Genomic DNA, 21,539 nt, shown 5'->3' with positions numbered 1-21,539 from the left:
TATGAAACGCATCAAGATATTTAACGGTAATATCATCACTCCGTACCGAACCATTACCGATGGTACGATAATTATCGAAAACGGTATTATACAAGAAGTTAGCGAATCTCCTGTCGAAATAACTGATGCCGAAACAATAGATGCCAATGGCGCATGGATAGCACCCGGATTCATCGACTTGCATACTCATGGAGCCGGTAACTACGATTTCATGGATGGTACGGTAGAAGCATACCTCCAAGCTGCCCGCATGCATGCCACCCACGGTACTACTCTGCTTTTTCCCACAACCCTCACCAGCACCAAAGAACTGCTGTTCGAATCTTTCGATATTTACCGGAAAGCAAAGGTACTCAATCGGGAAGGTGCAGCATTCGGAGGCCTCCATTTGGAAGGCCCCTATTTCGCCATGAGCCAGAGAGGAGCACAAGACCCGCGCTATATACTTTCTCCCGATCCGAAAGATTACATGGAAATTCTCGAACGCTCAACCGATATTGTACGTTGGAGTGCCGCCCCGGAACTGCCGGGAGCTCTTCCATTTGCCAATGAACTATCTCGACGGCACATACTGCCTTCCATTGCCCATACCGACGCCATATACGAAGAAGTTTTAAAAGCCTTTGAATACGGATTTACACACATAACCCACTTTTACTCATGTATGCCCGGTATTACTCGGCGAAATGCTTTCCGTTATGCCGGAGTCATCGAAGCAGGGTATTTGATAGAAGGCATGACGGTAGAAATTATTGCCGACGGAATACACGTCCCGGAAAGCCTTCTCAAACTCGTATACAGAATAAAAGGCCCGGATAATATAGCACTGATTACCGACTCGATGCGGGCAGCTGGGATGCCCGAAGGAAAAAGCATATTAGGAAGCCTGTCGGATGGCCAGGAAGTAATTGTCGAAGACGGAGTAGCTAAATTACCTGACAGAACAGCCTTTGCCGGAAGCGTAGCGACAACTGACCGACTGGTACACACCGCAATTACCCTCGCCGGAATACCTTTGCCCGAAGCTGTACGCATGGCTTCATCAACTCCGGCACGTATAGCCGGAATACAGGAGCGGAAGGGAAGTCTCGTCCCGGGAAAAGATGCCGACATCGTCATATTCGATGATTGCATAGATATAAAAACGACCATCATAAACGGAAACATAATATATAAAAAACAAGATATATGAATACCGAATTAAAAAAAGATAATCTGAACGTAAAAATATACGATACACGTAAGCAGATGGGTGAAAAAGCGGCAGAAGAAGCTGCGGCATACCTCAAAAGTCTACTTTCCAAACAAGAACAGGTAAATATCATATTTGCAGCAGCACCTTCTCAGAATGAGTTTTTGGAATCCTTATCCGTCACCCCGGGCATAAAATGGAGTCGGATAAATGCCCTTCACATGGACGAGTACATCGGACTTGATAAAGATGCACCACAAGGGTTCGGCAATTTCCTGAAAGAAGGAATTTTCGACAAAGTTCCTTTCAAATCGGTACACTATCTCAACGGGCAAGACCCCGACCCGATACATGCTTGTCAAGTATATGAAAAAGTATTGTCCGAATTCCCGGTAGATATTGTCTTCATGGGCATTGGCGAAAATGGTCATATTGCTTTCAATGATCCTCATGTTGCCAACTTTAACGATACAAAAAGAGTAAAAATTGTCGACCTCGACGACAGATGTCGTCACCAACAAGTAAACGACGGCTGTTTCAAACATATCAACGAAGTGCCGACCCATGCACTTACACTTACTGTCCCGGCACTTTTAAAAGCTGCACGCATATTCTGTATAGTTCCGGCGCAGACCAAAGCCTGGGCCGTAAAAGAAACGTTAACAGGAAAAATTTCAGAACACTGTCCGGCTTCTGTACTTCGTACTCATCCCCATGCTACATTGTATGTAGACAATGACAGTGCAGCCCTCTTCCTCCAATCTTCAAATCGATAATTATGAAAAAAATAAAACCGATACTTATCCTTTGTATGATACTGCTCACCGGTTTGCCTGTGAGTGCTCATACCTATTCTATCATCCCATATCCGAAATCGCTGATTCCTCAAGAAGGAGAATATATCTTTAAAAACGGGCAAAAAATTTCGTTCCCTACTGAAATATCAGAAGTGGCAAAAGAATTTATCTGCCGTATAAAAACCGTAACCGGTATAAATCTGGTCACAATATCGGAAAGCAAAAAAGCAGACATATCCTTCACCTTGCAAAAAAATATGGCAAATGAGGCTTATAAACTGCACATAACCCCCACACATATTACCATTCAAGCATCTACTCCGGCAGGATTTTTCTATGCTATACAGAGCTTATACCAACTCATGCCTCCCGAAATAAGCGTTAACAAACGTACAGAGAGTGTAAATGTATGGAATGCTCCTTGCGTACAAATCGATGATGAACCGAGATTTGCTTATCGGGGCATGATGCTCGACGTAGCACGATATTTCATGCCCAAAGAATACGTATTGGAATTTATCGACCGACTGGCTGCCCAAAAAATCAACACATTCCACTTTCATCTGACCGAAGACCAAGGCTGGCGCATAGAAATAAAAAAATATCCGAAACTGACCTCTGTCGGAGCTACACGGCCTTACACGATGGTCGGATACAAAACATTCCATGCACCGATTATCCCCGATAATACAGTGCACCAAGGATATTATACACAAGATGACATTCGCGAAATTGTCGCTTATGCACAAAAACGCTTCGTCACCATTATTCCCGAAATAGAATTACCGGGACACAGTTCCGCTGCAGTTGCAGCTTATCCCGAACTGTCTTGTGGTATAAAAAACCGGTATGAAGTAGTAAAAACATTCGGTATATTCGACAATGTATTCTGCCCAAATGAAAAGACTTTCCGTTTCTTAGAAGATGTATTCTCCGAGGTGGCTGCACTCTTCCCTGGAACCTATATACACATTGGTGGAGACGAATGTCCCAAAACAGCATGGAAACAATGTTCTCATTGTCAAGGGCTGATGAAAAAATTAAATCTAAGGGATGAAAACCAGTTACAAAGCTACTTTATTCACGAAGTAGAAAAAATAGTCAACCGACAAGGTAAACAAATAATCGGTTGGGACGAAATACTTGATGGAGGATTGGCCCCCAATGCTACAGTAATGTCATGGCGAGGAGAAAAAGGTGGAATCGAAGCTGCAAAATCTGGGCATTCAGTAATCATGATGCCGAATGCCGACACCTACTTGAACTATTATCAGGAAGACCCGGAATACGCCCCCATAGGTTCAGGAAGTTTTCTACCGATAGAACAAGTATACAGCTATGAACCTATCCCGGCTCAAATGAACGATAGAGACAAAAAATATGTATTGGGAATGGAAGCCGCATTATGGACTCCATATATGAAAAATCCGGATGTGGTAGATTATTACATGTATCCCCGATTTTATGCCGTTGCCGAGGTTGCCTGGACTCCTGCAGAAGCAAAAAATTATACGGATTTCCTTGCCCGCATACGTAAACAATACGCCCGGCTCGATTTACAACAGGTAAAAGCTTGCCGCAACTATTTCGACGCTTACATCGACGGAGCATTCAACAAACGCACCCGAAAGTTCGAAGTACGTATTACCGGAATGATACCCGGTTCGGAAATAAGATACACGACTGACGGGCACATTCCGACTCTTGCATCAAACGTATACTCTAACCCGATAGTACTCCATAAAAATACGACCATTAAAGCTGCAATATTTACTCCTGACGGCAATATAACCGGAAAAATAACAGAGAAAAATTTTGTCGTAAATAAAGCCACCGGTAAAAGCTATATATGCAATGTACCCTACCGATTCAAACCGGACAATCCCGGAGCCAAAGATTACTCTAAATTCAATTTCTGCGGCCTCACCAACGGAATCAAAGGTTACCTCAACCATGTACATCCTTGGGTAGCCATACGCCCGACAACCATAACCGAAATCACTATCGACCTCGAAAAGCAGGAACAATTCAGCTCGATAAGATACTCCGTGCTCAACGGTTATGGCCAAGAAGCCGTAGCTCCACAAGAGACGTGGATAGAAATATCCGATGACAACAATAATTTCAAAGAAATAGCACACCGGAACTTTACATACCATATCGAAAACAAATGGCAAATATTCGAGCATAATTTTACATTCGCGCCCCAGAAAGCCCGTTATGTAAAAATAAAGCTTAAAAACGGGTATCTGCCACACAAGCTGGGAGGATTTCCTGTACCCGAAGAGAAGGAAGGTTCTCTCGGAATGATATTTATTGATGAAGTAGAAATAAACTGATAACTTTGTAAAAATCATATATATGAGAAACTCCATAAAATACGGACTGATAGCCTTGGTACTGAGTATCTCGTGTATCGGGCACGCAACGGAAAATCCGATAGAAAAAGCAGACCTGACTCCAGAACAAATACAGCGAGCCAAAACATTCAAACAAGTACTCGGAACAGACAAAGGATACCGGAGTGGCGCATATGTTTATACCAAACGAAGCATAGATGACTATATGAAAGAACCGGAAAAACTGGCTGCCCGACTGGCAGTACTGGGATTTACCGATGTATATTTAGGTTCGGAAAAAGCATTATCCGGAGAAGCTGACGACTACATGAAATGGCAGAAAACATTCATACGAGAAGCACACAAATACAATCTTAAAGTCCATGCTTTACGCTTGAGCAGCGCCAAACTGTATGTCAGTGATATGAAAATACTCGAAGACTGTAATTCGGTCATCAATTATAACTACTCCGTGAAAAAAAGTGACCGTTTCGATGGCGTATCGGCCGATCTCGAACCTCATATTCTGAAAAAAGGATTCATAGACTACCCCAAAGAACTGACCTTAGTCTGGGACTCCAAAAACAATTTCGGTAAGGGGAAAGACAATGACCTGTTACTAAAACGTACTGTAGAGGTGATGAAACTTGCCCAAAAGGAACTCAGGCCACTCCCCCTTAGCCAAGCATTAGGTTTCTTCTTCCAACCTCGTGTAAACAACGGATTGCTCGAACACGGAGGTGCCGATGAGTTTTTACAATATTGTGACCAGCTCATCGTCATGGCATATAACTATAAACCAAGCCGAGTATTCGAAATGGCCGAACCGATATTGAAAGCAGCCGAAAAAAGCAAAAATCATCCCAAGAGCGTAAGCGTCTGTGTAAAAACCAGTCTCGGAACCGTAGGAGACGAAGGTCCTGTCACCTCATTCCAAACTCATGGATGGGACTATATGATAGAAGCTATAAAATATTTGGTAGAAAAAGGTAGTACGTATCCAGCATTTCGAGGAGTAGACATTTTTGAATTTCAGGGATTTGAAATGATGTGGAACAATAAGGTAAAACAATAATCCAAATGAAAAAAATACGATTTTACCTAAAAGCCTGTCTAAATTTTGCCCGGACATATAACCCATGTATCGGGACATTCAGACAGGTTCTTACTCTTCTACTACTTTCCGGTTGCTTGTTTAGTTGCGGAAATGACGACAAAATTTCTGACAGTCCGGCATTTATAGAAGTACCGGAAGAACCGACAGAACACGAAAAAGAATTGTCCGAAACCGCAGAAGCAACTTCCCTGATGCTCTCCAAAGCAATTCGGTTCAGAAGCCTGATACAAGAAAAAGAAACATATAGCAGCAGTGTATATGTCTACTCCAGAACAATATCCAAATATCAGGACAATCCGCAAAAATTAATTGCCCGCATCGCCTTATTAGGATTCACAGAAGTATATCTCTCTACCCCTCAAAAATCATTACAGGGAACCGACCCCAAAGGCTATCAATGGCTGAAAACATTTATTGCTGCTGCTCATCGATATGAAATAACCGTCTACGCATTGCGATTAAGCGACACTCGTCTATATGTCGATAGTAACCTGCTATATAACGAAACTGGCTGGGTAGACCAATATAACCGCTCAGTAGCTGCAAATGAAAAAATAGACGGCATATCAGCCGATTTAGAACCTCATGTATTGAAAAAAGATGGAGAATCGACCCCCATAGGGCTAGATATTTTTTGGGACAGTACATCGAACTATGGAATAGGAAAAGAAAATGACCAGCTCCTTGAACGGACCCTGAACCTGCTACATATTGCTCGGGAAGAAATAGCACCCTTACGACTCAACGAAGCCATTTCATTTCTATATCAACCTAAAATAAACGAAAAGAAACTGTCATTTGGAAGCACTCCGCAATTTTTACAGTATTGCCATTCGGTTATCGTCATGGCTTATTATTATAAGAAAGAGACTATTTGGAACCGAAGCAAACCCATACTTACAGCAGCCGGAAATACTTCAAACCAGAGTGTCAGTATATGTGTCAAAACAAGCCTCAACACCTATGGGGATAATGGAGATACCAATACTTCCCTACAACCACAAGGTTGGGATTATTTGCTCGAAACCATAAAATACATTTACGACAATGGTAAGTCTTATTCCTGTTTCCGAGGGATGGATTTCTTCGAATACGAAGGTTTGGAAACCATGTGGGAATGGATAAACGACAAAAATTGACATTTTACAAGACTCTTTAAATAGAAATAAGGCTCACTAAAAGCCCGTTACTTTTTTACTATAATTAAGAATTTATCGAATATGAAATGGATAACGGGTATTTAACGAATGACAACAGGATTACTTCCAAAAGACAATATACAAGCTTCCTCGGAAAAAACAATATCTCCTTTTTCCGAAAAGAGCCGGATATATGTAACGACAAAATACACGCCAAAACAAAAAATTTCTTCTATCCGGAAATTTAGACGACTGGTCCTTAAAGTATTTGGAGATAACAAATTAAATTATTTTATTTGCATATACCTTTTTTCTATGAAATATATGCTTATTCACCATTGTGGCTTATTGAAATACCTAATATTATTTTTTCTCTTTATTACAAACATCAGTTTCACTCAGGCCAATAAAGAAAATGTCCTGTTCGAATCATTAACCGTAAAAGACGGATTACCTCAAATGAGTGTCCTTGACATCACACAAGACACTCAGGGATACATCTGGATGGCAACACGCGATGGACTGGCTCGATACGATGGCTATTCGTTCGACATATTCAGAAATGACGAAAACGACACACTATCGATAAGTAACAATTATGTTGTCTCCGTACAGGAAGACAAAAACAAAAACTTATGGATAGGAACCTTATACGGACTGAATCGATACAATGCTAACACAGAAACATTTACTCGTTTTTACCATTCACCAATAAACGACAACACTCTCAGTTCTAACGAAATACGGAAAATATATATAGATGATGATAACAACGTATGGATAGGCACAACTAACGGACTGAATCTGTATTTACCGAAAGAAAACAAATTTCTTCGCTACTGTGTCAATCCCGGCATCGACCACAGGGTCAGCGCAATCTTACGTATAGGACAAACCATACTTACCGGAACAGATTCAGGACTCTATACCTTATCATTACAGACAAACAAAATAAAGCAATTATCTATCGGAAATTTCAAAGAACTATCCGTAAAAGCCCTTTATAAGGGAAAAAATGAAGATATATATATCGGTACATTTAACCAAGGGCTTCTTATAATCGATAAAAATTTCAAACTAAAGGAACAGCACCTCAACACTCCATTAAAAGATAACTCATTAAGCAACAATTCCATACGATGCATAACAGCGAACAAACACGGACAGTTGCTAATCGGGACCTTCAATGGACTGAATATCTTTGACCCTGAAACCGGCAATTTCCGTTCATTTAAGCAGCAGGCCGATAATCTGAGCGGACTATCACACTTTTCCATCCACTCGGTCTGCTGCGACAGCGCCAATACAATCTGGATAGGAACTTGGGCGGGAGGAGTCAACTATTGTAACTTGGACAATAACAACATCTTCCAACTCCACTCTCCCGTATACAACGGCAAACGATTATTAGGTATCGTCGGCCCTTTAGTAAAAGATGCAAATGGAATATGGGTAGGTATGGAAGGAGGCGGATTGCTCTACTATGAAAACTCCACCGATAAATACGAACGCTACATTCCCGACAAAAGCAATGCATCCAACTTCAGGTCGAACATCGTAACAAGCCTGCATAAAAAAGGACACCTCTTATATGTAGGAACTAACAATGGTATCCTTTATCAGTTCGATACCCATAACAGGCAATTTATACAAAAACAAGTATTACCCGGTACACCATCGATTGTCACTATACACAGCGACAGAAGCGGAAATATCTTATTAGGAGTACAAGATACTTATGGGCTGATAATCATATCTCCCGAAGGACATATACAAAACCGGTTCAAAGACAAGTCGGGAAATGACATAACATTCAACAATATTTGTTCCATCATCGACGACGGTCCAGACACCTTCTTGCTGGGAAGTAATACTCAAGGCATATATCAATACAACCTACAAAGCAAAGAATACGCATTTTATAACCTAAAAAATCCGGAATTAAAAGGTCTCGAAACCAAAGTAAACCAACTCTATCAAGATTCCCGAAAAATAACTTGGGTAGCCACTGCCCAACAAGGAATACTTTGCCTGGATAAAGACAAAAACATTATACAAACCATCTCGACCTCGGACGGTATGAAATCTAATACCATATGTGCCATCAATGCAGATAAAGACGGGAATATATGGGCATCGACTCTATCTTCTATCACTCAAATAGAAAAAGACAACTATAAAATAAAAAATTACGGAGGGTTCAAAACAAATGAATTTGCCTTGCGTTCATGTCTCTCAACCGACTCGATTATCTATTTCGGAGGAGATATGGGATTTATCGCTTTCGACCCATCCCAAATAGAAATAAACACGTTCGTTCCTCCAGTCGTTATAAAAGAAGTTCTTGTAAATAACACTAAAGTATCGTTGAGAGAGCTCGACTATCATCATCAAAAAATTGTTCTCCCTTACGATCGTTCAAATATAACATTTGAATATAGAGCCCTAAACTATATTCGCCCAGAACAAAACCAGTACGCTTATCGCATGGAAGGATTCGACAAGGACTGGATACAAGTAGGTAACCGCTTAATTGCTCATTATACCAATCTGCCGGCAGGAAAATATACATTTCACGTAAAAGCAGGGAACAATGACAATGTATGGAACGAAAAAGGCGTTACCCTCGATATAGAAATACTCCCTCCACCCTGGAAAACATGGTGGGCATATATCGCATATATTGCTATCTTTTTAGGACTTGTCGCTTCCTATCTGAGATATTTACAAATGCGTGTAAAACTTACCAACGATGTAAAAATAAAACAAATAGAACAAGAAAATTCAGAAAAGTTACATGCCGACCGCATCAATCTGTTTACCAACTTTTCTCATGAATTGCGTACCCCTTTAACGCTAATCATAGCCCCATTAGAAGATTTGTTGGGCCGAGCGGATACAACCGCTTCGGTAAAAAAATCATTAGGACTGATGCACAACAATGCCAAACGACTTCTATTTCTTGTAAACCAACTGATGGATTTTAGAAAAAAAGAAGCAGGCAAATTACAAATCAAAGTAGCCGAAGGGAATTTTTCCTTATTTGTAGAAGAGATAGTTATCGCTTTTCAAGAATTGGCAAACTCCAGACATATGACACTGGAATATTTCGGAAAAGAAGACAACGTATGCCTTTGGTACGACCGTTCGTTGATGGAAAAAGTGTTGTTCAACCTATTGTCCAATGCTTTCAAGAACACGCCCGACAAAGGCAAAATTGTGCTCAAAGTTCATCAATATCTCATAGATTCAGCCAAATGGATAGAAATAACCGTCTCAGACACCGGTTGTGGTATACCGATTGACAAACAAAATGCCATATTCGACCCATTTTACCAAGTAAACGAAACCGAAACTGCAACACCAGGAACTGGAATTGGACTCTATTTGACAAAAGCCATTGTCGAACTGCATAGAGGTAAAATAAAAGTAGAAAGCGTACCGGATAAAGGTACTACCTTCATCATCAATCTGCCGGTAGGCAAAGAATACTTTACTGCTGATGAAATCATAGAGAACTACAAAAGTAGCGAAGACATATCAAGATATATCAATACCTCCTATATACCCGAAATGGAAAGAAATATGGATGAGGCAGAAAGTATGAACAAACAAAATGGAAAACACACCGTCTATACTCTCCTTATTGCAGAAGACAATAAGGAAGTGAGAACATACGTAAAAAACAATTTGGCCAATGAATATAATATCATAGAAGCCGCAAACGGTGAAGACGCACTCACCAAAGCTATAAATCAACTTCCCGACTTAATCATCAGTGATATTATGATGCCTAAAATCGATGGTATACAACTTTGTAAAACACTGAAGGAAGACTTACGTACAGGACATATTCCCGTCATACTGCTTACTGCGCGTACCACAGTGCTGCAGATAGAAGAGGGATTAAAAATCGGAGCCGACGATTATATCACAAAACCCTTCAATATGACACATTTGAAGTTGCGCATTTCCAACATACTATGTTCCAGGGAAAAGTTGAAAAACATATACAGCAAAAGCTTCAACACACAAAATATAGGAGAACAAATTACTTCTGCCGATGACCGATTCTTACAAAAACTGTATAAAGTCATGGAAGAAAATATCTCTAATCCGGAATTGAACATAGACAAATTCTGTAAAGAAATAGGAATGAGTAAAACCAATCTTTATTACAAAATAAAGTCGCTCACAAACTTCTCCCCTACCGAATTTATCCGACATTCCCGCCTACAACTCGCTGCCCGTCTGCTCCGGGAAAAAGAAATTCCAATTTCCGAAATATCCACGATTACCGGATTCAATAGTCATTCCTATTTCAGTAACTGTTTCAAAGCTGTATACGGCTGCTCTCCCACCGAATACAGCGAAAAAAATTTATAGAAAAAGTAAATCAGATTTTAAATCTCACCACAAACATATTCCTCATCTTTACTACAAGAAAGAAAAAACAATGAAAAAACAAAACATATCATTTCTAATGGGTGCAGGATTCTCCATTCCGGCAGGAGCCCCATCTGCCAGCCAATTAGGAGAAAAGATAATAGAATTCGGAGAAAAAATTACAAAAAAGAAAATACACCGACATTCAATCACTTATGACCCGTTAGAATTTTTTCTAATGGCAGCTGTTGAATTTTACAATGCCAAAAACGAATTCAACTACGAAGAATTTTACGACTTCATATATGAACTTCCCGACGATAACAGTTTTATAGATTTTCTTTCCGACTATTTTGCAAAATACAAATTATTAGAAAAAGTAAATCACGAATATATTTTACAATATTTCTTAGATTTATTCGAATACTATCAATGGTGGATATTTCATTGTTTATACTCAAACGACAATGTAAACAATGCTGATAAATACTCAGGATTTTTCAATCTGATAAAATCACATTCATCAGATAATTTATATTTACACACTTTAAATCACGATTTACTATTAGAAAACTTTTCATCCAAAGGGTTTCTTCCCCCCTTGGATGATGGCTTTTTTAATAATGACCAATATTCTTGTACTGATATGGAATGTAGAGAATGGATACCCTGTCCATATTTCGCCAACAAATATTCAAGTAATATACGCATATACAAACTACATGGTTCCTTAAATTATTTCAACACTTTTACAGAAAATGAAAACGGGGCTTATACTCCGAATAGCATAGTAAAAGCCCAAACACCATATAAAGATATTATATTTTTTGACAATATAAAACAGGATTCTCCTCCGACATTCAACCCAAACTTTTTAACCGGAAAGCAATATAAAGAAAGTAACTATTATAACAATATGTTATATACAGACCTCTTTCACCATTTTGACTCCAACTTAACAATATCAGATAAGCTCATTATCATCGGTTATAGCGGAAATGACGAAGGCATCAATCGGCATATCCTCACTTCCTTCGATTTGAGAAAACCATGTTACATCATCGATCCGTTCCCCGGAGAAAAAATTATAGCCCTTAAACAAAATTTTTCAAATGCGACATTAATAAAATGCAGCATTTCTGATTTCACTCCGGAGAATATCGGTTTACAAATATGATTGCCAATATCGGTATCCTTGTCAAAACTTTTAACCATAACAACGTTATAGGCATTGGCTACTATCCTAAAACCACAAAAGATAAAGAGCCAATGCCTTATAACTTTAATATATCCCTTTATATTAAGGGAATGTATATTCATAGTATTTTTATCACAAGTCTATAATCTCAGAAAACATACCTTTAAGTTTTTTTCTAAGGCTGTGAATACGACTTTTAACCGTGCCTTTTTTGAGACCCATAATTTCACCGATTTCATCATAATGTCTCCCTTCAATCAATAGCCCAATCAATAATCGCTCCTGCTCAGTTAATTGATTAATGATATTTATAACATAATAATAATCTTGATAAATTACAATTTCATCATGCTGCTCAAAAAGATATTGTTTTTCTGAATCTAAATATGTAATTCTATTTTCAATATCCTTTTTTGCCCTCCAGAGAGAAATAAAACGATTTTTTATAAAAGTAAACGATATTCTAAAAGGATATTGACGCGATTCGAATTTATCCCTATTGGCCAAAACCAAATAATTGACATCCTGAACAATATCCCAAGCTTCATCACGGTTGCGTGTCAAAGAAAAAGCGTAATTAAAAAGTGAAGGTTGGTATTTCTCCAATTCCTGTTCCAGATTAAAAATTTCCATTTGTTGTCATTTTTTGATAACAGATTAAACAAAAAGAAACCTCCATCCGTTTTGTGTTATATTTGAAAGAAAAGTAGCCATACAACTCTTTGTACGTGTTGGATGGAGATTTTGTTACCTCGCACAAAACCCACGTACACAAGATAATTATATGCATACCCTCCTTTCAATGCTAAAGTAATAATATAAATCGAATAACAAAAACATTTATTGATATTTTTTACATAAAATTATTTTATTATATATTTATTTAAACTAAAATTTATCTATAAATAAGACAGATTAAATATAAAAAGACATAGAAGGAGCAAAAGAATATATTCAAAATAAATATATAATAAATTATACCTCAAATAAAGGATTCTATTATGCTATTTGTTTTAAGTGCACCAACACACCGATTGGCTATATTCATATCAGTAACAATGATAAGCACGATTTAGGGTATGGACTCAAAAAAGAATTTTGGCACAAATGCATCGTGACAGAAACCTTTCTAAAAATAATTAATATACTAAAACAAAAATTGTAGGAACTAGAGAGTTGGAACATGGGGTTAATCATATTTATTGCTTTGCAAATAACTCTCAATACACTCATTCATCGCCTGGACAAAATCATTCGCATCTTTCACCTTGTTTTCATCGATTACAAGTTTAAGATTTTGTTCACGTAGTTTTTCATTGTCATAAAGACGAAAATCCCCTTCATACATATAAATCTTATCCCAATGTTGCCATTGGAATAAATAACACACACCGTCTTTTTTATATTGAAACTTAATATCCCAACCATATAGCATTTTCTCAGGTTTCGTATCAATCTGAGAACCAATAACCAAAGTGATTGTTCCGTTATCTATTAACGTATTCAATATACTATCCCGGTGAGATTTAGTTAGAATCACCCCTTCTCTACTCGGATATAAACTAAGTCCGTCATATATCCATCTGACATAATTCCAATCTGTATTTTGCTTTTTTTGAGCCCATTCGATAACATTTGTATTCACTAATTTTTCAAAAGCAATTTGTCTATAATCATCTGTATCATCCAATTGTAATGATTCATTTACACCATCACCCATCAGTAAATGGTGGATAGATTCAGCATATAATAAAGAATTTGCAGCTGTACCTTTTTTCAATAATATGTTGTCTCGCCAAATTTGAGACGAAAAACCGAATATATATTTGTCATTACGCGTGTACGATTGTATTTGCGCCTCCCAATTTCGACAATACGACAAAATAATCCGATTTGCTTTTGCAGATTTTTTATATTCTTCAGTCAATCCGCCATTGGTAAATATCAAACGAGCATTTTTCCATTTTTCCTCAAAATCTATCCAATCAACATTATCTTCGTCATTCTTAAATAAAAACCGAATAGCCCCATGAAAAAAAGCGTAATTTTCCGCTTCCAATATGACCGCTTCCCAATTCCAATCGTGACAATTATCCCGGTTTTTCTCCTGCTCCGGCAATTCCGGATTATTGTGCCGAAAAAGAATCTGTTTTGCCTTTTCAACCTCTTCAGACAACTGTTCCGGTGACGCTTTAGATTCTATTCCAGAATTCTCATCCGCCAAAAATTCATATATATCTTCAATATGTCCGCTCAGTTCATCAATCAGTTTAATACGGGCAATCATGGCATCAATCGTATCAATTGTACTATTCCCGACCAAATTGCATACCACTCTCATCCATCTTTTAAAATGAACCTCATTAAACGAATCACATTGTTCAAAATATCGGCATATTCCGAAAAAAGCAACTCTTTGTGGTTGAGTAAGAGTAGATATTTTATATATATTCCCAGAATTATCCAGACTTAAATTACCTCTATTATCCTTTTTATACTTTGGAATAAAATCAAATTTGGAAAACCATTGGGGTAAATGCTTATTTATATTTTCATTTGTCGTAATTTTCTCAAATAACCTTTTCAAACGGAGAAGTATAGATACATTTCTCCTTTTCTTAGCTTGGGTCAAGATATCAGAATAAATACCAAATCCGGTATTGTATGACAATGCCGAGTCATCAGATTCGTTACCATATAGTTTCCATACTTCAGAGTCTTCTTTTTTTGCATTAGCATAAACTATAGCACAGTTCAAAAAATATCTATTGATAAATGCAAAGTATATTTCATCAATCTTGCCGTTTTTATGATTTTGCCAAAAAACATCCGTCCAAACCGTATCCATCTTTATCGGAACATCATCCAATTCCTCCCATTCTTCATTCTCCCTTATCCGCTCCTGTATATATCCTATCAAGTCGGCCTTGAAATTTTCAAAAGCAGTCAATTGTTTTCCTCGTGCATTCATCTTAATATACAAATCATCCGAAAGGGCAAAATCTTTAAGTGGCAAGTAATAAAATATAATGGGAGCATTTTCGGAAACCAGACAGTTCCAATATTTTCTTAGATTTTCTTTATCCGTATTTTGGAATAACTTCTCTATACTATCGATGATGTTTTTATCCTGTTTGTTCGTAACTTTTGTCCCACCCAACATGTTCAGTATCGATTGGATGGTCGGGTCTTGTTCCCATGACGAATAGAACCATGTACGGTTCGTGATGAAATCCACAATATGTTCCTCGTCTTTATATTCTTCAAAGTTTTTACATTGACACAAATTCTCACAAAACTCCCGCGATGAAATCCTCGTTTCGTAAGTAAATTTTTTTAATGTCCCACACACCTCTTCCAACAATCCGACTCTCAAAGCAATATACCAATGCAACAACCACAGAGTGGTCAGTCGCTGCTGACCGTCCAAAGGATGCAATTTGCCCCGCTCCTCCGAACCATAAACAAAATCAAGCTTCAGAACCTTTCCTGTATCTGAAAGATGGTCGTCCAATGCGTGTTTTATATTTGAGAGGAAAACTTTCCTTAGATGTTCCTTCCCTATCCTTCCTTGTACATAATCACGCTGAATAATAGGAACTTCAATAGGATGATCCTGAATGAATTTCCAAAACGAAGTCGTATTTTTATCCATGGTCTATTCTTCTAATTTTTTTAAACATTCCCTTATATCTTCCAAATAAGCCTCTGCATCGAGCTTTGTCCAATAATTACTGTGATCGGCTGTCGGTGAATAATATTTCAAAAATACCTGTTTAGTACAGGGAGGTACAAACGATGAGCCCGCATCAAATTCCTCACCGATTATCAATTTACCACTTTTGGATAACTTAGGAATAGGAATCAGTTTCCCCTTATCCTTCCCGATAATTATACGACGTTTCCCTGAAAAAATGGAATTTCCATAACTTCTGTTCGTAGAAGAGTCTAACAAAGCATAATTCCATATCCTGTTTTTTTCCATTTGCGACCATTCTTCTTGTACCGGCAAGGTACTCTTTATTTCATTAAAAAAAATTTTTTGTTTTTCTGCATCTTGCATTCCAAAGTAGGTACTTATTTTCTCTTGTATATCATCATCTGCACTCAAATATACATTCAGTAACCATTCTTTCTGTGTTTCAATATCATCTTCAGGATTTTCGGTATTGGAATTGATATGTTCCACATCCCAATTTTCTAATTTATATAGGTGAAAAGGAAACTTATAAAATGCCTCGGCTTGATATTTGCCGTTATTTCGTTGGGTATAATTTTGATTTATTACCGTTTGTATATTGTGAAAAAGCAAAATGGGGCGACACTCCCGTTTATTCCTTCCGTCTTCCTCATATTGCTTGTCAAGAATTGGATTGGAAACTTTCTCTTTAATTTCACTTTTCAAATAAGACAAAAAAGCACCCTTGTCGTGTCGATTGCTCCATTCTTCTACAAGACTCGAAATAACATCTAACGAAATAATATCAGGCTTCCAGCTTATCAGATAACCCACATAATGATATAGCTCCAAATCATTATACCATTCTTTAAGAACCTGATAATACTTTTTCACACTCTTCCAGCATAATACAATGTCGGGATTTCCCGATTTGAAATATCCGTAGAAATACCGGAATGTTTTATACTCGTCCGTTCCAATAGCGTCTAACTTCTCTTTGTCAAGTTCTAATGAATTTTGTTTACAGATTAAGTCAAAAATAAAGTCGATACGGGTAGGACGGTCGTAGCCTTTTTCCTTCAGATTATGTAAGAAAAGCCAAAATTCATCATCTTGTAGAGCATATTCTATATTATCCCATTCACTTGCTATCTCCCGTTGCCGCAACTGTATGTACCCATCATCTCCCATATTGAAGTTGGACCGATTCAGGAATAAAGCCTTAATTAGTTCTGCATTGGTCAAAGATATCTTTCCTATATTCAGTCGAGTAAACACTTGTATCGGATCCTCATCAACAGATTCATACCAAATGAACTTTACTTTTGACAATAACTTTTCTTTAAAATCTCGCCGGTCCTGATAAGATTTATTCGATAGCCAATTCTGTATCGTATTTTTTGCCAGAACAATATAATGATAATCGATGTTTTTATGGCTTACTGATTCATCTATCTCCGCCAAAAAATTTGCACTGTCTTTACGGGTCTCATACATTAACGAATATAAGTCCTTTCCATTTAAGCATGACAAGATAATATAAATAGTTGTAAGTCTCTGCTGACCGTCTATTACTTCCCATTCGCCTTTGAGAAGTTGCTCTATTTCCTCAAGACTTTCAGTTTCATTCTTTATTTTGCTTAATATATCTTCCTTCCGTTTCTTTACTACCAACGGCTGTAAACAATAAAAGCCGCCATCAGCAGGTTCAAACTCATTCACATCATTTAATAAATCTGTTACTTGTTGTTCTACCCAACGATAGCCACGCTGATAACTCGGAATAAAGAACCTCATTCCCAAAAGTTCACCGATAGGTTTTAATCCGATTTTATTCTCTTTCATATTGTGATTCTAATATTTCAATTATAGTCTCCCATTACAATAATTCATTTCCTCCAACTCGCAATACCCCGCATCCCTGATTTCCCTCAAGAATAACCTTGCACACATTTCTGCATCATTGCCTGCACGATGATGCTGTCCACAAGGAATCTCAAACTGATTGCAAAGAAAATCCAACGTATTACAATCAAAATCATAAATGCGACGGGCTGCACGAAGCGAACAATAGTAAGTCACATCGGGCTTCTCCAGTCCATATAACTCTAAAGAATGGCGAATGCAACCCATATCGAAAGCCGCATTGTGAGAAACAAGCACCGGACAATCTTTCAAGTAATCGGATATCTCAGCCCAGACTTCCGGAAACTCAGGAGAATCTTTCGTATCTTTCGGACCAATCCCATGTAGCCTCATATTCCAATAGTTATAATAATTTCCTTGCGGCCGTACAAGCCACGAACAAGTCTTTGCTATCTTTCCCTCATATACTATACAGATGCCGGCTTCGCAAATAGAAGCACGTTTTCCGGTAGCCGTTTCAAAGTCTATGGCTATGAAGTTCAATCCTTGCATTTTTGTTCTCCCTATCCTCTTCCGTAATAATCCATCAGGTTTATTACGAAATTACGCATCATATCACGTACCGACTTCGGCTCTATCACTTCTATTTGATCGCCCTGAGCCAAAAGCAATTGATAAAAATCGAATGTCGGCTTTACATGATACTCGAAAAGCGTAGATTCATCATTGCTTTCCAATTCCTTTTGTGAAGAGTGTAAAGGCAATATGCGCAGATAATCGGCAAAACCATTATAGGCTAAAATAACAACGCGCTCTATAGCTACATCCGAAGTAATTACACCACAACAACCTACAAAGTATTCGTCAACGTCGAAATCCTTGTTCAAATGAAAAGACTTATCAGTCTCCTCTATCTGGGTGATTCTATCAAGCGCATAGACCAGATAAACAACTTCCGGTTTGTTTCCCTTAGCCTTGTTTCGTTCTGAATAATAAGGACTGCGGGCTATTACATACCAACGTCGGTTTACCACTTTCAAGTAATAAGGCTCTATTTCGAAACTGTTTGGCTCCGGCTTTCCGAACCCTTGATGAGTAATATAAAGCACTTTGTTTCGCCTCATGGCATCGGTAATGGCGGTAAGCCACAAATGACCGGAAGGAATATCCTCAAAAATGATTTTTCCTTCCAGCTTCTTATCCGCCTGTATTTGATTCAAGGTAGCATAAGAGTCTATCAACCAATTACGCAATCTATCGCTTTCCAAACGTTCAGGTTCATCGATACAATACCGATAACCATGTTTCGTATCACAATTAATATGAATATCAAAAATATCCCTGATAGCTTTACGATGATTATGAAAAGTACGCAATGGCAACTCGTCACCGTCCCCATAACTCAATCCGCTTTTTGCCATAACTCATTAATTTCTTCATAAGTCAGACTGGTATAACGACGAATGACATCCACAAGCCAAACATACCGGCCAAAAAGATTAGCTGCCATATTTGTTTGATTTTGAAATAACAGTACAAATATAGAGATTGACTATGAAAAAAAATGGCATACCACAGAATTAAATGATACCATGATAGAAAATATCTTGTCGATTCCTCCCATAGTATCATTAACCAGATTGTTATTCAATCACCGGACACTATTTTATAAGTCATCTCATTCTTTCGTATTCCAACTAATTTATCCCAAAGCCTGGAATTCTGAAGCGTATCAGAGGGTATCTTATCCAAATATTTTTCAAGAAACTCAAAAGAATAAATATGTTGCATATCATTAGAATAAAATGCATCAAATACATCACCAGTATAACGATTAATCAATTCATTCCAACCCCATTGATCTACAAACTTATCAATAAGCTCAAAACATAAATCAAGACTACGATTCCCGGACAATTCAGACCAGTCCCAGTAGTCCTTAAACTTTTCTATATTAGATACATTCAATAATATTGGATTTGATGTAGAAGATATCTTGGTCCAATCAAGTCGGTGCTTGAACTTGTCCAGCATAATAGGTGTCCAAAGAATTTCTACATTGCCCGATACCTCTTCCCAATTCACCTTATCCCTATACTTTTCAAGTTGTTTGCTCAGTCCACTGAAAACTCCTCGATAATTCTTTCCATACGGCATCATCCAGAATTTTTTCCAAAAATTCATTCGATAATCTTTTTACCACCATTACCCTTACTATTTTATTTTTTCAAAAATTACCGACGTCGTAAAATCCACGAACGGCCCTCGTTCACAGAATACTCCAATTTAGCTGAATGTGTGGGACAGATACGGATTACTTCTTCCCCTCGAACAATCGTCGTTGACATAATTTCTAAATTAAATCGGTTTATAATTTATTTTATATCGCAAATGTACGAGAGCACCTATGCCAAAAATTGTAAATGTCTTTAAAAAATAAAAGGACTTCAAATGAAGTCCTCATTTCTGTGATCCGCCTGGGTTATGAACCAAACGTTATTTCTTCCTCAATATCAGTACTTTCAGAAATTTTGGCTTTGTATCCGTCACGCTTTAGTCCTTAAAAACTGTCTGCTGTTGTCCGGTGTCTGTCTGCCAACATCTTGGGTTCAAATGTACGCATTATTTTTGAATTATGCAAGTGGTTGATTATGAATATATATAGTTCAAGTGCAAGGTGCAAGCGTATATATATACGCACTTGCACCTTGCACTGAAAAAAAATATGATGAAATTTGCTATCTCGAATATTGTTCGTATATTTGCGAACAATATTCGAGATATGGAAGAAAAGAAAGATTATACTGTTACGCAGGAACAGTTGGCAAGATTTGCCAAAGCATTGGGACATCCTGCCCGAATTGCTATTATGCACTTTTTGGCAAAGCAGAAAACGTGTTATTTTGGGGATATTCACGAAGAACTTCCCATTGCCAAAGCAACCGTATCACAGCACTTGAAAGAGTTGAAAGATGCAGGACTCATACAAGGAGAGGTTGAAACGCCTAAAGTGAAATACTGTATCAACCGAGAGAATTGGCAATTGGCTCGTGAACTCTTTAAAGAGTTTTTCGGGCAATGTATCTGTAAATCGGGGGAGTGTTGCTGATAATCCCCTTTTTTTAATATTTATGTTCGTTGTTTTGCGAATTACGTTTAATATAATAAATTTATAAATTATGGAAATTAAAGTATTAGGAACAGGCTGTGCAGGTTGTAAGGCTCTGTATGCAACGGTTGAACAAGTAGTAAAAGAATTAGCTTTGGAAGCGGTAATAACCAAAGAAGAAGATTTGATGAAGATTATGGAATACAATGTAATGACGCTTCCTGCTCTCGTTGTTGACGGTAAGGTTGTGGCAAAGGGCAAACTTTCTGCCAAAGAAGTAAAAGATGTATTAACCAAGTAAATCAGATTATGATGAAACGCTTTTTATTCCTTGCTATTGCTTGTTTGTTTTCTATTTGGGGAATGGCTCAGATTGCCGCAGATACCTATGTGGAAGTTCTTTATTTTCATGGGAAACAACGTTGTGTAACTTGCAAAGCCATTGAGAAATATACGAAAGAAGTGGTCAATGCAGATTTGGCAGAGTTGGTTAAAAATGGCAAACTACGTTTCAAAGAAGTAGATATTTCAACTCCCGAAGGCGAGAAGCTGGCAGAGAAATATCGTGTAAGTTGGTCTTCTCTTTATGTTAATAAATGGAAGAACGGTAAAGAAGAACGTAACGACATGACACGCTTTGGCTTTCAGAATGCCCGAAACAATACATCGGCTTTCAAGAAAGAATTAAAACAGAAAATCAATCAGTTGCTAAAATAA

17 protein-coding genes are annotated in these 21,539 nt (G+C 37.8%); 11 read left to right on the top strand and 6 right to left on the bottom strand.

Annotated features, from left to right (window positions below; genetic code table 11):
• Position 1: 1 nt before the first annotated feature.
• The 7 genes from nagA (at position 2) to Cop2CBH44_RS15785 (ending at position 12,147) form a co-directional block, all read left to right on the top strand.
• Complete coding sequence (nagA, locus tag Cop2CBH44_RS15815; RefSeq protein WP_021930058.1) at positions 2 to 1,192, top strand: N-acetylglucosamine-6-phosphate deacetylase; 1,191 nt, start codon at positions 2 to 4, stop codon at positions 1,190 to 1,192.
• Positions 1,189 to 1,968 (top strand): glucosamine-6-phosphate deaminase, encoded by a 780-nt coding sequence (locus Cop2CBH44_RS15810; protein ID WP_200755190.1) that lies wholly within the window; start codon positions 1,189 to 1,191, stop codon positions 1,966 to 1,968. Before nagA ends, Cop2CBH44_RS15810 begins: the two co-directional genes overlap by 4 nt.
• Positions 1,969 to 1,970: 2 nt before the next feature.
• Positions 1,971 to 4,328: a glycoside hydrolase family 20 protein gene (locus Cop2CBH44_RS15805; protein ID WP_021930060.1), complete on the top strand. Its 2,358-nt coding sequence runs from the start codon at positions 1,971 to 1,973 to the stop codon at positions 4,326 to 4,328.
• Between the two features lie 22 nt (positions 4,329 to 4,350).
• The gene (locus Cop2CBH44_RS15800; RefSeq protein ID WP_044227217.1) at positions 4,351 to 5,403 is read left to right on the top strand and encodes a hypothetical protein; all 1,053 of its coding nucleotides are present in this window, start codon (positions 4,351 to 4,353) and stop codon (positions 5,401 to 5,403) included.
• A 5-nt stretch (positions 5,404 to 5,408) separates the two neighbouring features.
• The gene (locus Cop2CBH44_RS15795; protein ID WP_055099612.1) at positions 5,409 to 6,584 is read left to right on the top strand and encodes a hypothetical protein; all 1,176 of its coding nucleotides are present in this window, start codon (positions 5,409 to 5,411) and stop codon (positions 6,582 to 6,584) included.
• 315 nt (positions 6,585 to 6,899) lie between these two features.
• Complete coding sequence (locus Cop2CBH44_RS15790; protein ID WP_200755189.1) at positions 6,900 to 10,970, top strand: hybrid sensor histidine kinase/response regulator transcription factor; 4,071 nt, start codon at positions 6,900 to 6,902, stop codon at positions 10,968 to 10,970.
• Between the two features lie 70 nt (positions 10,971 to 11,040).
• Positions 11,041 to 12,147, top strand: a complete 1,107-nt coding sequence (locus tag Cop2CBH44_RS15785; RefSeq protein ID WP_200755188.1) for an SIR2 family protein — start codon at positions 11,041 to 11,043, stop codon at positions 12,145 to 12,147.
• Between the two features lie 153 nt (positions 12,148 to 12,300).
• On the opposite strand, the gene Cop2CBH44_RS15780 is transcribed toward Cop2CBH44_RS15785, so the two are convergent.
• A complete protein-coding gene (locus tag Cop2CBH44_RS15780; protein ID WP_044227229.1) occupies positions 12,301 to 12,801 on the bottom strand; it encodes an RNA polymerase sigma factor in 501 nt (166 codons plus the stop codon).
• 298 nt (positions 12,802 to 13,099) lie between these two features.
• Between Cop2CBH44_RS15780 and Cop2CBH44_RS15775 the strand changes: the two genes are divergently transcribed.
• The gene (locus Cop2CBH44_RS15775) at positions 13,100 to 13,333 is read left to right on the top strand and encodes a GNAT family N-acetyltransferase (protein WP_082430199.1); all 234 of its coding nucleotides are present in this window, start codon (positions 13,100 to 13,102) and stop codon (positions 13,331 to 13,333) included.
• A 24-nt stretch (positions 13,334 to 13,357) separates the two neighbouring features.
• On the opposite strand, the gene Cop2CBH44_RS15770 is transcribed toward Cop2CBH44_RS15775, so the two are convergent.
• From Cop2CBH44_RS15770 to Cop2CBH44_RS15750, 5 genes are all read right to left on the bottom strand, one after another.
• Positions 13,358 to 15,823 carry a DUF262 domain-containing protein gene (locus Cop2CBH44_RS15770; RefSeq protein ID WP_200755187.1) on the bottom strand — a complete coding sequence of 822 codons (2,466 nt, stop codon included), beginning with the start codon at positions 15,821 to 15,823 and terminating at the stop codon, positions 13,358 to 13,360.
• 3 nt (positions 15,824 to 15,826) lie between these two features.
• The gene (locus Cop2CBH44_RS15765; protein WP_200755186.1) at positions 15,827 to 17,692 is read right to left on the bottom strand and encodes a DUF262 domain-containing protein; all 1,866 of its coding nucleotides are present in this window, start codon (positions 17,690 to 17,692) and stop codon (positions 15,827 to 15,829) included.
• 21 nt (positions 17,693 to 17,713) lie between these two features.
• Positions 17,714 to 18,265: a 3'-5' exonuclease gene (locus tag Cop2CBH44_RS15760; protein ID WP_021930068.1), complete on the bottom strand. Its 552-nt coding sequence runs from the start codon at positions 18,263 to 18,265 to the stop codon at positions 17,714 to 17,716.
• Between the two features lie 11 nt (positions 18,266 to 18,276).
• On the bottom strand, positions 18,277 to 19,134 hold the full coding sequence (locus Cop2CBH44_RS15755) for a helix-turn-helix transcriptional regulator (RefSeq protein WP_338025685.1): 858 nt from the start codon (positions 19,132 to 19,134) through the stop codon (positions 18,277 to 18,279).
• A gap of 226 nt (positions 19,135 to 19,360) precedes the next feature.
• Entirely contained in the window at positions 19,361 to 19,897 is a 537-nt protein-coding gene (locus tag Cop2CBH44_RS15750) for a hypothetical protein (protein ID WP_154668485.1), read from the bottom strand.
• A gap of 544 nt (positions 19,898 to 20,441) precedes the next feature.
• On the opposite strand from Cop2CBH44_RS15750, the gene Cop2CBH44_RS15745 reads away from it, so the two are divergent.
• The 3 genes from Cop2CBH44_RS15745 (at position 20,442) to Cop2CBH44_RS15735 (ending at position 21,539) form a co-directional block, all read left to right on the top strand.
• Positions 20,442 to 20,822, top strand: coding sequence for an ArsR/SmtB family transcription factor (locus tag Cop2CBH44_RS15745; protein ID WP_005943269.1), 381 nt, complete (start codon positions 20,442 to 20,444; stop codon positions 20,820 to 20,822).
• Between the two features lie 70 nt (positions 20,823 to 20,892).
• A complete protein-coding gene (locus Cop2CBH44_RS15740; protein WP_005943271.1) occupies positions 20,893 to 21,123 on the top strand; it encodes a thioredoxin family protein in 231 nt (76 codons plus the stop codon).
• Between the two features lie 11 nt (positions 21,124 to 21,134).
• Positions 21,135 to 21,539: a nitrophenyl compound nitroreductase subunit ArsF family protein gene (locus tag Cop2CBH44_RS15735; RefSeq protein ID WP_200756005.1), complete on the top strand. Its 405-nt coding sequence runs from the start codon at positions 21,135 to 21,137 to the stop codon at positions 21,537 to 21,539.

The organism is Coprobacter secundus subsp. similis, from assembly GCF_015097275.1.
GTDB lineage: Bacteria > Bacteroidota > Bacteroidia > Bacteroidales > Coprobacteraceae > Coprobacter > Coprobacter secundus.
Note: the sequence above shows the minus strand (reverse complement) of the source record. Positions and strands in the feature narration are given on the sequence as shown.